The sequence below is a fragment of the Clostridium amazonense genome, assembly GCF_056431285.1.
Window position 1 is genome coordinate 27,001 of sequence record NZ_JBWKMH010000008.1, and the last position, 15,432, is coordinate 42,432.

Below are 15,432 nucleotides of genomic sequence, written 5' to 3' on the forward strand. Positions count from 1 at the left end.
TCACCATTGTTTTAATTCATTTATACTTAGTTGTTTTGCCCTTAGATTATAGCAATAATTTTTTATTATTACAAATTTAATTATATAAAATCTAAAAAGTTATATTAAGTATTATGGTTACATACTTAATATAACTTTTCATTTCGTAATCTCACAATATAATTAATCTATAGTAATATTGGTAACAACTTATCATTAATAATACTATTAATTTTAAATACTTTTCAAAGCATGTCCTAACTTTTATAGCATTGTAATTTTAAATATATTTTCATAATATTTGCTCTAATTATTTAATACAAGTCTTTTAACTATATATATTATAGATTTTCTATTCTTTTCTCAGATTTATTGTATATACTTTTAATATAATCATCACTATAAAGTATACTTATAGGTGATGTTTTATCTTCTTTATACGCTTCATAATCACAAAGATGTTTACATAATCTTTTGGTTCTCTTCACTTCTAGAAAAGGACACTTTTTCCCGTTTTCTTCCCAGTTATAAAATTCACACTCCTTAAAACATTCAACATCTTCATCGATAGTGCTTAGTAATGGACACTTAGTCATAATTAATCACCTCACCCCAAGTCATTTAACCTATCAATAAATATTATAATTCAAAATCACTATAATATAAAGTATTTTCTGAAAATTTAAATGTTTTTTATAATAATTTTACACATCTTTTAGTATGTATTCATATTTGCTCAATAAAATTCAAAAAAAATAGACCTTAAGGCCTATTTTTATATCATTAATTTATTAAAATCCTAATTCTTCTCCAATTATAACAACACTTATATCACTTTGCATTGGTTTTCTTTTTAAAACCGAATAAGCTCTGCATATTCTTGTCTCACTTTTACAATCAATACAATTGCCATTAATAGTACATGGATTTTTTAATGATAATCTCTTGTTATTTTTAGGTGATGCATTATTTCTAATCCTTCTAAATCCTTCTTCTATATCCTCAACTATTTTGTTTACACCTGCAACAACTATAACTTTTCTTGGTCCAAATGTCATAGCTGCAACTCTATTACCTGCTCCATCTACATTAACAAGTTCTCCCTTAAGTGTAATTGCATTGCTGCTACATAAAAATAAATCACTAACAAGTTCAGCTCTCATAACTTGTAATTTTTGTTCTTTATTTAAACCAAATTCTCCATGATCTAATATATTTCCACCAATTTCTCTTATTCGTTTCTTTAAGTCTAATGCTTTTATTGTTTGTGAGCCACCAAATCCAACATCATCTCCTGATTTAACGTGATACATTATAAAATTTTCTGCTTGCTCTTTTGTTTCAAAATATATTGCGTGAAAACCATTTTTCTCCAAAGCTTTAACTACTTTGTTTCCTAAAATTTCATTATGCCATTTACCAAACTCATCCATACCTAAGCCCCCTAACTATACATATAAACTTCAATAAACTATCACTATTATCTATTATATATTCATCATTATATCATAATATTACTTATATTTTAAATGAACTTAATCAGATATAACTTCTAAAAATTCTTTTAAAATCATTGCTGTATAACCCCATATAGTATAACCATTAAAAATATAAAAATATTCTTTTAAAACACCTTCTCTAAATTTATAATTTTCTCCACCATTTATCAATTCAAAAGGAAATCCAGTTTTATCTATAGGTCCTATCTTTAAATTATATAACTTTGGATTATAGTTTAATAGATATTTTAAAGGTACTCTTAATACTTTTTCAACTTCATTTTTATGAGGATTTATATGACTTGCATTAATCCTTCCAACAAAGGGATATAATATTAACCCATATGGTGTTACAAATTTCTTTAATTCCCCTATAATTTCAATTTCATTTTCTTTTAGATTTAATTCCTCAATTGTTTCTCTAATTGCTGTTTCTTTAGGACTTTCTTCTCTTTCTTTTTTCCCTCCTGGAAAACATATATCTCCTGGTTGACTTCTTAGACTTTTAGCCCTAACTTCAAATATTACATTTATATCTTCATTAGTCTCTTCTAATAAAATCATAACTGATGCTTCTTTATATTCACCTAAAATTCCTAATTTATTATTTTTTATTTTTTTTCTTATGTCATCTATCATAAACTTCTCCATCTTTTCTATTTAAAATATATTTAACTATATAATAATATATTATTTCAAAATAAAATATATTATTTCTTCAATTTAAATGTTTATTAATATTTTTTAAACTTTTAAACTATATTTTAATTAAAATTATAAGATTAAATGAAAAACATTCTAAATAATCTATGTTAAATCAAAATTTTGGAAAATATTTTATCCATATTAGAATTTAAAAATAAAATATTAGGAACTCTTATTCATGTACTATTATAGCTTTATAAAGAATAATTTAACCAAATTCTATTTAATACTATAAATCTTTCAGCTTGTTCATTTTTTATTAAAATGCTATACTTATGTATGATTTTAATATACTTATAAGTAAAGGAGAGAAAAAAGTGAATAAACTAAAAAAAATTATTGCATCTGCTCTTATTTTTACTTCTATATTTTCTAGTGCAGTGTTTGCAGCAGACAATAATACGAATGAACCTGATTTAATTGGAACATCCGCAATTGCTGTTGATTTAGATACTGATGAAATAATTTATGCTAAAAATATAGATAATAAGATGTTCCCTGCAAGTATTACAAAACTTATGACTGCACTTCTTTTAGCTGAAAACAAAGAACCAAATGACTTACTTACATATCCTAAAGAAGCATTACAAGAAGCTCCTTTCTCATATGGATTAAATGTTCATCCAGTTACCCCTGGAGATACATTTACTGCTTCAAATGCCATGAATATATTACTTTTATATTCTGGTAATGATGTTGCTTACATGATAGCTAAAGAAGTTGGTGGAAGTGTTGAGAATTTTGTTAAAATGATGAATGAAAAAGCAAAAGAGTTAAACATGGTTAATACTCATTTTGTTACACCTAATGGTTTAGATGATAATATTGATAATCATTTAACTAGTTCTTATGATTTGTCTCTACTATTAAAAGCAGTTATGGCTAATGAGTGGACATCCTCTACTATGACAAAAAAAGAAGCAGAAGTTAAATCTACAAATGGACCAGCCGCTAAAATAGAAAATAGAAATAAATTAGTAGGTGAAAATGGAAATATAGGTGGTAAAACTGGATATACTGAAAAATCCGGAAGATGCCTTGCTACAGTTTATGAAAGAGATGGTCGTAAAATAGCTGTTGTAGTTCTTAATTCTGAATATAATTTACCACAAGATACTAAAGTTTTTGAAGATGTAGAGAAATTAGCTGATTTTAGCTATGGTGCAAAAAAAGAACCATTGCTTAAAAAAGATACTACACTTGAAACTAAAACTTTAAAATATAATTTAATTCCATTTATAGGACCTGAAAGAGCTGTTAGAGTACCTGTTGAAATAAAAGATGATGCGTCTTTCTATAAAACATCTCTAAAAGCAGATGTTTCTTATGATATAAAAGATGTATCTGCATGGAAATTAAATAAAAATAAATCTATTGGTACTGTAACTGTTAAAGTTAAAGATAAAGAAACTAAATTTGAGTTATATCCTACTATTTCTAAAATGGAATTAGTTAAAAATAATATATTTATTTACCTTATAATTTTAGTTGTTATAGTTGCTTTAATTATATTAATTGTAAAATTAATAAAATCAAGTAAAAACAAGAAAAATAAACGTCGTCGTTTATACAGATAAAAAATAGACCTCCTTTTAAAAGAGAGGTCTATTTTTATGTAATTATTTTATTTCTACTTACTTTTAGCTGCTATTTCTATACAACTTTGATGGGCATCATCAACAGCAGCCATAATTTCTCCATCATTATGTCTCATACTATTTAAAAAATGAAGATCACATACTCCATCCATTTCATTTCCTTTAACTACATCTAAATTTTGTCCTGTTCCATATCCACCTGATAAATTCGGTGCTTCAGATAAAGCAGGATATGCATCATTTCCTGCATGTGGCATTGCTGCTAAAGATGCTGCAATTCTTCTACCACTAACAGATACTATAACTGGTCTTCTCTCCCATGAAAATCCGCCCCAAATTTCTTTTATAACTTTTGTATCATCCTTAGTAAGTGCTTCTACATCAGCATGGTTATCTCCAAAAGTTCTTTTAACTTTAAATGTTTTTCCTGTATATATGTCTTCAATTTCTGCTACCGCACCAATAGGATATACAAATTGAGCTTCTTTAAACCAATCTAATTTTTCTACTTTAGATGGCTTAACTATAGTTTTTTCACTTGTAATAGCTATACCTTTTACTTCTTTAGATAAATCACTATTCTCATCCATTTTCTCTTCTTTTATAATTTCTTCATTTTCTTTGTCTCTACGTTCATCTGAAAAATCACCACTTCTTGATGCTCTTAAGTTACTAGTATTTAATTCATTTTCATCTATTTTTTTATCACTTGTTGATTTTACATTATCACTTTTTACACTTTTAATTTCTGAGTTTTCACTTGATGCTAGCATTACTTCATTGTTAATATTCTCTTTATATGGGCTTGTTATTAATAATGACATCATTAAACAAAAAAAAGTTCCTACAAAAACTTTCATATTTCTTTTTCTCTGCATTCTTCTTCTTTTTGCAGTAAAAATATTCTTCCTCACACCAAAAACTCCTTTTTCTTTTAAAATTTACTATATTAGTTTTATATAAAAGTTTAAAAATTATACATAAAACTATATATTTTAAAAAAAATATTTTTTTATGCATCATTTTAAACACTATTGACATTATCATTCAAAATTATATTACATTTAGTATAAAAAAGTCAAATAATAAGGACTTATAATTTTAAAAATTATAAGTCCTTATTATAAATTTAATATTTTTAATCTTTTTTCTCAAAAATAACAAACACGCCTATTATTATAAAGATTATAGGAACAATCAATGATTTGTTTAGCCATCCAAACACAGTTCCAAGTAATATATTTCCAAACGATACAACAAATATAGTTAATAAAATTCCAATTGGTATTAAAAGCCCTCTTTCTCTGCTTCCAAAAATATATAGTTGAAATAAACCAATTGCTACTGCTAAGAAATAAAAAGGCCATGTATATCCTGAAAATCTCCAATTTGTAGCACTTTCAAATATAAATAATATACCTAAAGTTGTTAGAATACCTCCTGGCACTAATACTCCTGGTGACTTTTTCTTTAAAAAATATGATCCTTCTAGACACAATCCAATAGCAATTATAATTAATGGCCATATATTCACGATAGAAAAGATGTTAATATTAAATACTTGATTTAATATCCCAATAACACCAATTGCAATTAATACTAATCCTACTCCATAATTTCTATTATTCATCACATATTTTTTTCATGAATCTTAATATATAATTTTTAAGGTTCATTGAAATATTCCTCCTATTATTATTTTATATTTCCATTATATTACATATTTATTTGTTTATCCATTCTTCTTTTAAGATTTCCATTTCATATAGACTCCAATAATCGTCTTTATACTTTCTTGAGTTCTTTCTAAACTTTATTTTATTAAAGCCTATATTTTCATAACATTTAATTGCATTTATATTAAAATCAAATACCGCCAATCCAACTTTTTCAAAATTTAGTTCTTTAAATGCAAATTCTAAAACTTCTTGTAATACAATTTTTCCAAATCCACGATTTCTATATTTTTCTTCTCCAATTAGAAAACCACTTATCCATCCTTGATTATCTTTATTTTCTATTTCTCTTAGTTCAATTGTTCCTATAACTTCATTACTTTCTTCTAAAATTATTTTAAACAAAAACACATTATATTTTTCACTTTTAACCATATCATGAAAATATAATTCTAACTGACTCAATGTCAATGGAAATTTGTATTTTGGCCCAGCCCATTTTAGCAAATCCCCTTCTGACTTATTATTATTCCATTTAACTATTTTATATAAGTCTTCTCTTTTCATATTTTCAATTCTAACCATGACAATTTCTCCTTAACTTTTACTATAGTATATATAGTAATACTTAACGCTAGGTTAATGTCAATATTTTTTCGAATTTTATTTATATTGTAAATTTTCTCTAAATCCATTCATTTTTCTTTAAAGTTCTACTATAATATATATTAGATTAATTTTAAAATATATGAAAGAAGGAATTATTTTGGAAGGTCACCCGTCGCATGATTACTTATTAAAATTAAAGTCTTTTAGATTAAATTTATATTTTTCTGTGGTTATGTCTATTACCATATCTCTTATTTTAATTTTTATAGATTATTTTAATTTTTTAATTTTTACTCATGCCTCATTTTTTTATTTAAAAATTAATTTAATAATTAAACAAATAAGAAGAAATCTTACTTGTTCACATAGCCCTCCAATACTTTTTAAAGATTTATACTATATAATTTATTTGGGGGGAATTTAATTATAATGAATACTAGTAATCTTACTCTTATAATTATTCTAATTATTTTAATTTTGATGTCAGCATACTTTTCTGCTACAGAAACAGCTTTTTCATCATTTAATAAAGTACGACTGAAACATATAGCTAACAATGGTGACAAAAATGCTGCTCTAGCACTTTCATTATCTCAGAACTACGATAAACTTTTATCTACAATTTTAATTGGCAACAATATTGTAAACATTGCCTCTGCTTCTATAGCTACTACTATTTTTATAAAATATTTTGGTGATTCAGGTGTTACAATTTCAACAGTAGTAATGACTATATTTATATTAATTTTTGGTGAAATTTCGCCTAAAAGTCTTGCTAAAGAAAAGCCTGAAAATTTTGCTATTTTTTCAGCACCTATACTTCGTTTCTTTATCATTATCTTAACACCTATTAATTTTTTCTTTATATGCTGGAAAAAACTTCTTTCTAAGATATTTAAAATTAAAAGTAATAACGGGCTTACTGAAGAAGAGCTTTTAACAATGGTTGATGAAGTTAAAAATGAAGGTGGAATAGATGAACATGAAAGTGAACTTATACGAAGCGCAATAGAGTTTAATGATCTTAATGTAAGTGATGTTTTAACTCCTAGAGTAGATATTATCGCTATTAACCTAAATTATTCAAATGAAGAAATATCAAATCTGTTTTTTGATAGTGGGTATTCACGACTTCCTATTTTTAAAGATACTATTGATACTATAATAGGTGTACTTCACGAAAAAGATTTTTATAACTATATATTAACTAATAATAAAAAATTAGAAGATATTATAAAGCCAGTTGTATATGCAGTATCTAGTATGAAAATTTCAAAACTTTTAAGACTTCTACAAAAAAATAAATCTCATATGGCTATTATTTCAGATGAATATGGTGGTACATTAGGAATTGTAACTTTGGAAGATATTTTAGAAGAGCTTGTAGGTGAAATTTGGGATGAACATGATGAAGTAGTAGAAGAATTCACTAAAATATCAGAGGATGAATATAAAATTTCTTGCAATGCTAATTTAGATAAGATGTTTGAAATATTTAATATAGATTGTGATTTAGATATTAGTACTGTCAGCGGATGGGTAATATCAGAACTTGATAAAATCCCAAATGAAGGTGATAATTTTAAATATAAAAATTTAGATGTAACTGTTACTAAAACTAATTCCAATAGAGTTATTGAAATTAATGCTAAATTAATAAACACATAAATAACTTTACTTCAATAAAATTAAAGGGTAATTTGAAATATATTATTAATTTCAAATTACCCTTTTAGTTATTATATTTATTCAAATCCTATTTAGTAATTATTTATTGTCTCTTATTAAAATTTCAATGTTGCATTTGCATCTACCACCACGACATCCGCCAGTACCTGCTCCTGTTTTTTCTTTTACATCTTCATAAGTAGAAGATCCATCTTTTATTGCCTCTATTATTTCTTCTTCTGTAACACCTTTACATAAACAAACCTTTGACATAATACTTTTCTCCTTTTATATAACACTTTATAATATTATTCTTCTATTGATATTGCTTCTACAGGACATCCTTCACATGCTTCTCTAACAGCTTCTTCAATACCTTCTATTACGTTACCTGCTACGGCAACTCCACTATCAAGCGAAAATACTTCTGGGCATGTTCCTTCACATAATCCACAAGAAATACATACATTTTCATCTACACGTGCTTTCATTTTTTTATTCCTCCTATTGTATAGCTAAAACATATACTATTTTGCTATTCTGAATAAGTTTTATCAACTTATTCATTTCTTTATAACTATTATTACTTAATAATAGTTATTTGTCAATATTTTTATAGCCTTAAAATAAAAATAGTTTTAGAAAGATATTTTTTCTAAAACTATTTTTTGATTACTATAACGGCTTATACATTGGTATAGGATCGTTTTTATGTTTATTATATTTATTTTTTAATTTAATTTTTTCGTCTAATTCATTATTTCCTGTAGTTCCCTTTTCAATATAAGTGTTTACATCATTATAAGTAAACCCTAAATTTTCTTCATCAGATTTTCCACATAAGCCGTCACTTGGAGTCTTATGTACTAAGTATTTTGGAAGTCCTAAATAATCACCTATAGCTTTTACTTCTTCTGTTGTTAGGTTTCCTATTGGATTGAAATCTGAAGCTCCATCTCCCCATTTAGTAGTGTATCCAACAAATTTTTCTGACTTATTTCCTGTTCCACAAACCATATATCCCATATCTGCTGCAATGGCATATAAAGTAGTCATTCTTAATCTTGGTCCAATATTTGTTTTTGCCGCAGAAGCTATATTTTCTATATTAATTGCTTCTAATATTCCATTGTAGGCTTTTTCTATGTTTACTACCTTATAGTTTATACCTAAAAGTTCTACAACTTTTAAACTATCGTTTATATCTTTTTGTTCTCCATTTGGCATTAATACACCAAAAACTCTTTCTTTACCTAATGCCTCAACCAATAACTTTGATACAACAGTACTATCTTTACCACCACTTATACCTATAACAGCACCTTTCACACTAGAATGCTCTTTAAAATATTCTCTAATCCAATTTAAAAGATTTTGTGTTTCTTTCTCAGCATTAAAATTTTCTTTCAATTTTATCACTCCAAATTCATATTTTTTATATTATAAGTTTTATTTTCTATTAATAACTTTTACTTGTAACGATTCAGCTACATCTAGTGCTTTTTCATGTAATTCATCATCAAAGCTTGCACAAAGTTTTGCATCTATAATTATATCAGCATCAGTATATTGCGCTTGAAACATTATTACATTACTTATAACACACATATTGGTAACAACCCCTACTATTTCAATTGTCTCTACCTCACCTATTTCTCTATATATTTTCAACATTCCTTCTGGTGATATTCCAAAGGATTCTTTATTATAATTTATTACATTTTTATTATTTATAAACCGTTTTAAATCTCCATATAATTCATGACCAAAAGTATTTATTTCACAATGTTTTATAGGTAAATTTTTACCTTCTCTTGTATTTAAGTAATTTTCAAAGTGCGTATCATATGTAAATATAACTTTATACTCATTATCTAAATATTCTTTAATTTTATCACAAATAGGTTTTTCTAAGTCTTTAGCTGTTTTGAATCCTAAAGCACCATCTACAAAATCATTTTGATAATCAACAACCACTAATAGTTTTTGCATATATCATTCACCTCTATACTCATATTGTTCATTATTATATTTTTATTTACAAAAATAAATTTAACTTTATTTTTTAAGTTCAAAATTCCATATGTATAGTATATCATATTTTTTTAAATTAAACTTTTCTACCTTGTAAAATAAAATATGAAAATGTCACTTTAAAAATTAATTTAAAGTGACATTTTAAGTTTAATTTATATAGCTTCTGGTTTTTCAAATTGAGAGTTATATAGATTTGCATAAAATCCATTAGCTGCTAATAATTCATCATGTGTTCCTTGTTCAATTATATCTCCGTTATTCATAACTAAAATCAAATCTGCATTACGTATTGTTGATAATCTATGAGCTATTACAAAGCTTGTTCTTCCTTCCATAAGGTTATCCATAGCTTTTTGAATTAAAACCTCTGTTCTAGTATCAACAGAACTTGTTGCTTCATCAAGTATTAATATCTTAGGATCAGCAAGTATTGCACGAGCAATTGTTAGTAATTGCTTTTGTCCTTGTGATACGTTACTTGCTTCTTCATTTAGTTCCATATTATATCCATCAGGTAATGTTTTAATGAAGTGATCCACATGTGCTGCTTTTGCAGCTTCTTCAACTTCGCTATCTGTAGCACTTAATCTACCATATCTTATATTTTCCTTAATGCTACCACTAAATAACCAAGTATCTTGAAGCACCATACCAAACATATCTCTTAATTCAGTACGATTAAAGTCTTTTATGTTGTGTCCATCTATTAAAATTGAACCACTATTTACATCATAAAATCTCATAAGAAGTTTTATTATAGTTGTCTTTCCTGCACCAGTTGGACCAACAATTGCTATCTTTTGACCTTCATGAACTTTTGCATTAAAATCATTTATAATTGTTTTATCATCATTATAACCAAAATTAACATGATCAAATTCAACTCTACCTGCTAAGTTTTTAATTGATACAGGATTTGAAGCAAATTGATCTTCTTCTTCTTCCTCCAAAAATTCAAAAACTCTTTCAGCAGCAGCTGCAGTAGATTGCATTAAATTTGCTACTTGTGCAACTTGAGATATAGGTTGTGTAAAGCTTCTAACATATTGAATAAAAGATTGAATTTCACCAACCTCAATTGTTTTTCTAATTGCCAAATATCCCCCCATAATAGAAACTATAACATACCCTATATTTCCTATAAATGTCATTATAGGCATCATCATTCCTGAAAGAAATTGAGATTTCCATGCTGATTTATATAATGTATCATTTAGCTCATCAAATTCCTTAATTGCACGTTCTTCTCCATTAAATACTTTTACAATATTATGACCACCATATACTTCTTCAACTTGACCATTTACATGACCTAAGTATTCTTGCTGTGATTTAAAGTGTTTTTGAGATTTTTTTACAATTAAAGATATAAAAAGCATTGACAATGGTAAAATTACGAGTGTTACTAGTGTCATTGATACACTTATAGATAGCATCATTATAAGTACACCAATTATAGTTGTAATTGCTGTTATGACTTGTGTCATACTTTGATTTAAACTTTGACTTAAAGTGTCTATATCATTTGTAACTCTTGATAACACTTCACCATGAGTTTTTCCATCAAAGTATTTCATTGGCATTCTATTTATCTTCTCAGATATTTCTTTTCTTAAATTATATGATACTTTTTGTGAAACTCCACTCATTACATAACCTTGAATAAATGCAAATACCATACTTATTAAATAAAGACTAATTAATATAAGCAGTATGTTGCCTATTTTAGTAAAATTTATACCTGCTCCCGTACCTGAAATTTTATTTATAAGACCATTAAATATTTCAGTTGTTGCTTTACCTAATATTTTAGGTCCAACTATAGAAAACGTAGCACTACCTATTGCAAAAATTATAACTACTAATATAGCTATTTTAAATGTAGATAAATATGAAGCTAATTTTTTCATAGTCCCCTTGAAATCCTTAGCTTTTTGGCCACCGCCCATGCCTCCCATAGGACCATGACCACCCATACCTCTTCTCATTCCACTATTCTTTTCTTTACTCATTTTCTAGCTCCTCCTTAGAAAGTTGTGATGAAGCTATTTGCTTATAAACTTCGCATTTATTTATAAGTTCTTTATGTGTTCCAACTCCTACAATTTTTCCTTCATCAAGAACTATAATTTGATCTGCATTCAATATAGTACTTATTCTTTGTGCAACTATTAAAACGGTACTATTTTTTGTTTCAGATTTTAATGCCTTACGAAGAGTAGCATCTGTTTTAAAATCAAGAGCTGAAAAACTATCGTCAAATATATATATTTCAGGATTTCTAACTATTGCTCTTGCAATAGATAATCTTTGTTTTTGTCCACCTGATACATTAGTTCCACCTTGAGATATAGGTGTTTCAAATCCTTCCAGTTTTGATTTTATAAATTCAGTAGCTTGAGCGATTTCAGCTGCTTTTAATATTTCTTCTTCAGTTGCATCTTCTTTTCCATATTTTAAGTTAGAATTTATATCACCAGAAAACAACACACCCTTTTGTGGTACATACCCTATCTTTTCCCTTAAATCATGTTGAGAAATATTTTTTATATTAATTCCATCAACTAAAATTTCACCTTGACTTACATCAAAGAATCTAGGTATTAAATTAATAAGTGTAGACTTTCCACTACCAGTACTACCTATAAATGCTGTAGTTTCTCCCGGTTTTGATATAAATGAAATATCGCTTAAAATATTTTCTTCAGCATCTGGATATTTAAATGATACATTTTTAAATTCCAAAACACCTTTCATATTTTCTTTAGGCTCCTCATTTACTTTAGGATCATTTATTGTAAGTTCTGTTGTTAGTACTTCATCTATACGTGATGCTGATACTGCTGCTCTTGGAAGCATAATTGATATCATTGATATCATTAAGAATGACATTATAATTTGCATAGTATATTGAATAAATGCCATCATATCTCCAACTTGCATTGCACCTGAATCAATGCTATTAGCACCTTTCCAAACTATAAGTACAGTTATTGCATTCATTATAAACATCATTGCTGGCATCATACAAGACATTACTCTATTAACAAAAAGATTTGTTTTAGTTAAGTCTTTATTTGCTTTATCAAATCTTTTTTCTTCATGCTTTTGAGTACTAAATGCTCTTATAACAGTTATACCTGTTAATATTTCACGAGTTACTAAATTAACTTTATCTATAAGTTTTTGAACCATTTTAAACTTAGGCATTACTATACCAAAAAGAATAGTTACTAATGATAAAATTGATAATACTGCTACCCCTATAATCCATGCCATTGATGTATTGGTATTAAGTACTTTTATAAAACCACCAATTCCTAATATTGGAGCATAAAATACTATCCTTAAAAGCATTACCATAAGCATTTGTATTTGTTGTATGTCATTTGTACTACGTGTTATTAGTGACGCTGTTGAAAATTTTTCAAGTTCTGCATTAGAAAATGATAATACTTTTCTAAATACTTTTCCTCTAAGATCTCTACCAAGTGAAGCTGCAATTCTAGCTGCAAGCAATCCTACTAGCACTGTTGCAATCATACTTATAAGTGCTATTAAAAGCATTTTTCCACCAGAAGATAATATATATCTAGTTTGTGTCTTCTCCATATCAATACCAATTTTAGTATATTCATCTTTTATATAAGATGTAGCACTTTGACTTATTATACTATCTGGCATATCTTTAAATTTATTATTTATTTCATTTACTATATTATCTAATTGTTCCTTGGGCATCATTGTTAATAATTCAAATATACTTAAATTATCACTATTGGGTATCTGACTATTGTTTAGAATTTGATTTTTCATACCTAATGTTGCTTTATCATCTTTCTCCATTCCAGCAACAATTAAAATTGGTTTTCCAACTATATTTTCTAATTCTTCATTTTCTTCTTTAGTTATATTTTTTAACTTATAAAGAGGATCTTGTTTTAAATTATTATAACTAGCAAATTCCTCCTTTGCTTCTTTTTCATCTAATACTTCATAATTTTTTAGAAGCATATCTTTATCATTATCATTCATAAATAATGTTATTTTATCTAAGGTACTTTTTCTTATAATAGTTGGTACTGCACTTTCTACTCCACCTTGTTGTATACCTACATTTACTATTTTAGAAGTGTAGTCAGGTAAAGAAAGATCGCAAATAGCTTGAACTATCAATAAGCCTATTATTACTATTATTGGTGCAACTGATTTCTTTAAATACTTGATTAGCTTAAACATATTTCCTATCCTTTCTTAGCTTATTTAATTTTAAATTTAATTAATAATATTAGTATTTACATATTTCATATTATTAATTAAATTTTATTTTTTTCACAACATCCAAATTTATCATCTTTACAAACATCTAATAAATTATCTCTTATTTGTAATAAGAATCTACGCATTAAAATTATTTCTTCATTAGTAAAATTTGCAAAACACTCTTTTTCTATTTCTTCATGTATTTTTATAAGTGTATTACAAACCTCTAATCCTTTTTCCGTTATAAATATTCTACTAATTCTTTGATCTTTTTCATCTTGTCTTCGTTCTACTAATTCTGATTTTTCCATTCTTTTTATCATTACATTTGTTGTAGCAGGTTTAACTCTTAACTTATCAGATAATTCTTTTTGACTTTGTCCATTTTGTTTATTCAATAAAAACAACAATGGAGGTTGACCTGGATAAACTCCGGTTTTTTCTAGAAGTGAATAACTTCTTAAAAAATGTAATCTCATCACTTCTGCAAATATATTACGTACTGATTCATCTGAACACAAATCCATTTTTACCATCCTTTCATTTATAAAAATAAAGTTAACATTGTTTTATTTTTCAAATTACATTAGCTACCTAATCATTATACTATTTTGTTTTGTTAGATGTGTCAACGTTTTTCTTTTTCTTTTTTTTTACAATTATGTATATTTGCATTAGGTGGCTAATGATTGTAAATGTAATCATTATTTATTTTCCTTATTTTTTTAAATATATATACTGGAAAAATGTATTAAAAAATTTTTTTATTCATTTTATAAATTTTATATTTATTTGTTAATTTTATTTTTTATAAGAGTAATGTTATAGGGTTCAAATTCAAAATAACAAATTTATCAATTGAAAGCTTTTTTCTTTCATCAAAAAACAAAAATTATTTAAATTAGAGTTTCTTTGAAATTTTTATGAATAACGTTTTAAATAATTTCTGTTTCCTTTACTACTACTATTCTCATTTAATATTTGAATAATTTCATTTTTCAGCTTGGAACCCTATATATAGAGAAACAAGTTTAAACTTTAAGTTATTCATGTTTCAGTTGAGAGTTTTAATTTTGAGTTTTAATCTATATTTTTAAAATTGACAATGGACAATTGACAGTGGACAGTGAAGGTGAAAATTGGATTTCCAATTTTAAAGAATGATTTTTTATTAAATTTGCAGAGCAAATTATTTCAAAACAATATAAAAACGCAGTCTTTAGATATTTCTATTTTAAAATATTAGGAATGAAATGAGTAATATTAACCATAACTGTCGGATTGGCCCCACAAAAGTAGACTCTAAATGCTAATTACTAGCTTATTCTTAAAATTACTATTTTTTAGATTATAGAACTCATTTGGGGTTCTATAATCAACTGAAGAATGTATTCTTTT

The 15,432-nt window shown here is 26.2% G+C and carries 15 protein-coding genes; 2 read left to right on the forward strand and 13 right to left on the reverse strand.

The window, feature by feature from the left end; translation table 11 throughout:
• Positions 1-320: 320 nt before the first annotated feature.
• From AC07E4_RS04090 to AC07E4_RS04100, 3 genes are all read right to left on the reverse strand, one after another.
• Entirely contained in the window at positions 321-575 is a 255-nt protein-coding gene (locus tag AC07E4_RS04090; protein ID WP_040329186.1) for a hypothetical protein, read from the reverse strand.
• Between the two features lie 195 nt (positions 576-770).
• Positions 771-1,412 (reverse strand): lactate utilization protein, encoded by a 642-nt coding sequence (locus tag AC07E4_RS04095; RefSeq protein WP_040329187.1) that lies wholly within the window; start codon positions 1,410-1,412, stop codon positions 771-773.
• 102 nt (positions 1,413-1,514) lie between these two features.
• Positions 1,515-2,117 carry an NUDIX hydrolase gene (locus AC07E4_RS04100; RefSeq protein ID WP_040329189.1) on the reverse strand — a complete coding sequence of 201 codons (603 nt, stop codon included), beginning with the start codon at positions 2,115-2,117 and terminating at the stop codon, positions 1,515-1,517.
• Between the two features lie 383 nt (positions 2,118-2,500).
• Between AC07E4_RS04100 and AC07E4_RS04105 the strand changes: the two genes are divergently transcribed.
• Positions 2,501-3,760 carry a D-alanyl-D-alanine carboxypeptidase family protein gene (locus AC07E4_RS04105; RefSeq protein ID WP_430828507.1) on the forward strand — a complete coding sequence of 420 codons (1,260 nt, stop codon included), beginning with the start codon at positions 2,501-2,503 and terminating at the stop codon, positions 3,758-3,760.
• 53 nt (positions 3,761-3,813) lie between these two features.
• On the opposite strand, the gene AC07E4_RS04110 is transcribed toward AC07E4_RS04105, so the two are convergent.
• The 3 genes from AC07E4_RS04110 to AC07E4_RS04120 all read right to left on the reverse strand — a co-directional run bounded on the left by AC07E4_RS04110 (position 3,814) and on the right by AC07E4_RS04120 (position 6,042).
• On the reverse strand, positions 3,814-4,695 hold the full coding sequence (locus AC07E4_RS04110) for a hypothetical protein (RefSeq protein WP_242838433.1): 882 nt from the start codon (positions 4,693-4,695) through the stop codon (positions 3,814-3,816).
• Between the two features lie 224 nt (positions 4,696-4,919).
• A complete protein-coding gene (locus tag AC07E4_RS04115) occupies positions 4,920-5,411 on the reverse strand; it encodes a LiaF transmembrane domain-containing protein (RefSeq protein ID WP_040329193.1) in 492 nt (163 codons plus the stop codon).
• A 94-nt stretch (positions 5,412-5,505) separates the two neighbouring features.
• The gene (locus AC07E4_RS04120) at positions 5,506-6,042 is read right to left on the reverse strand and encodes a GNAT family N-acetyltransferase (protein ID WP_040329194.1); all 537 of its coding nucleotides are present in this window, start codon (positions 6,040-6,042) and stop codon (positions 5,506-5,508) included.
• 453 nt (positions 6,043-6,495) lie between these two features.
• Between AC07E4_RS04120 and AC07E4_RS04125 the strand changes: the two genes are divergently transcribed.
• The gene (locus tag AC07E4_RS04125; protein ID WP_478215807.1) at positions 6,496-7,734 is read left to right on the forward strand and encodes an HlyC/CorC family transporter; all 1,239 of its coding nucleotides are present in this window, start codon (positions 6,496-6,498) and stop codon (positions 7,732-7,734) included.
• Between the two features lie 99 nt (positions 7,735-7,833).
• Here AC07E4_RS04125 and AC07E4_RS04130 read toward each other — a convergent pair whose 3' ends face one another.
• From AC07E4_RS04130 to AC07E4_RS04160, 7 genes are all read right to left on the reverse strand, one after another.
• A complete protein-coding gene (locus tag AC07E4_RS04130) occupies positions 7,834-8,007 on the reverse strand; it encodes a (2Fe-2S)-binding protein (RefSeq protein ID WP_430828505.1) in 174 nt (57 codons plus the stop codon).
• Positions 8,008-8,042: 35 nt separating this feature from the next.
• On the reverse strand, positions 8,043-8,225 hold the full coding sequence (locus tag AC07E4_RS04135) for a ferredoxin (protein WP_040329197.1): 183 nt from the start codon (positions 8,223-8,225) through the stop codon (positions 8,043-8,045).
• A gap of 184 nt (positions 8,226-8,409) precedes the next feature.
• Positions 8,410-9,144, reverse strand: coding sequence for an NAD(+) synthase (nadE, locus tag AC07E4_RS04140; protein ID WP_040329199.1), 735 nt, complete (start codon positions 9,142-9,144; stop codon positions 8,410-8,412).
• A gap of 39 nt (positions 9,145-9,183) precedes the next feature.
• Entirely contained in the window at positions 9,184-9,726 is a 543-nt protein-coding gene (locus AC07E4_RS04145) for a cysteine hydrolase family protein (protein ID WP_040329200.1), read from the reverse strand.
• 197 nt (positions 9,727-9,923) lie between these two features.
• Positions 9,924-11,783 carry an ABC transporter ATP-binding protein gene (locus tag AC07E4_RS04150; protein ID WP_040329201.1) on the reverse strand — a complete coding sequence of 620 codons (1,860 nt, stop codon included), beginning with the start codon at positions 11,781-11,783 and terminating at the stop codon, positions 9,924-9,926.
• Positions 11,776-14,010 carry an ABC transporter ATP-binding protein gene (locus tag AC07E4_RS04155; RefSeq protein WP_478215808.1) on the reverse strand — a complete coding sequence of 745 codons (2,235 nt, stop codon included), beginning with the start codon at positions 14,008-14,010 and terminating at the stop codon, positions 11,776-11,778. The genes AC07E4_RS04150 and AC07E4_RS04155 overlap by 8 nt, the downstream gene beginning before the upstream one ends.
• 77 nt (positions 14,011-14,087) lie before the next feature.
• A complete protein-coding gene (locus tag AC07E4_RS04160) occupies positions 14,088-14,561 on the reverse strand; it encodes a MarR family winged helix-turn-helix transcriptional regulator (RefSeq protein WP_040329205.1) in 474 nt (157 codons plus the stop codon).
• Positions 14,562-15,432: the final 871 nt, after the last annotated feature.

Coding starts and splice junctions, on each gene's coding strand:
- AC07E4_RS04130 (WP_430828505.1), bottom strand. CDS start 8,007: ATGTCAAAGGTTTGTTTATGTAAAGGTGTTACAGAAGAAGAAATAATA.
- AC07E4_RS04145 (WP_040329200.1), bottom strand. CDS start 9,726: ATGCAAAAACTATTAGTGGTTGTTGATTATCAAAATGATTTTGTAGAT.
- AC07E4_RS04160 (WP_040329205.1), bottom strand. CDS start 14,561: ATGGATTTGTGTTCAGATGAATCAGTACGTAATATATTTGCAGAAGTG.
- AC07E4_RS04120 (WP_040329194.1), bottom strand. CDS start 6,042: ATGGTTAGAATTGAAAATATGAAAAGAGAAGACTTATATAAAATAGTT.
- AC07E4_RS04095 (WP_040329187.1), bottom strand. CDS start 1,412: ATGGATGAGTTTGGTAAATGGCATAATGAAATTTTAGGAAACAAAGTA.
- AC07E4_RS04155 (WP_478215808.1), bottom strand. CDS start 14,010: ATGTTTAAGCTAATCAAGTATTTAAAGAAATCAGTTGCACCAATAATA.
- AC07E4_RS04100 (WP_040329189.1), bottom strand. CDS start 2,117: ATGATAGATGACATAAGAAAAAAAATAAAAAATAATAAATTAGGAATT.
- AC07E4_RS04135 (WP_040329197.1), bottom strand. CDS start 8,225: ATGAAAGCACGTGTAGATGAAAATGTATGTATTTCTTGTGGATTATGT.
- AC07E4_RS04125 (WP_478215807.1), top strand. CDS start 6,496: ATGAATACTAGTAATCTTACTCTTATAATTATTCTAATTATTTTAATT.
- AC07E4_RS04150 (WP_040329201.1), bottom strand. CDS start 11,783: ATGAGTAAAGAAAAGAATAGTGGAATGAGAAGAGGTATGGGTGGTCAT.
- AC07E4_RS04115 (WP_040329193.1), bottom strand. CDS start 5,411: ATGAATAATAGAAATTATGGAGTAGGATTAGTATTAATTGCAATTGGT.
- AC07E4_RS04090 (WP_040329186.1), bottom strand. CDS start 575: ATGACTAAGTGTCCATTACTAAGCACTATCGATGAAGATGTTGAATGT.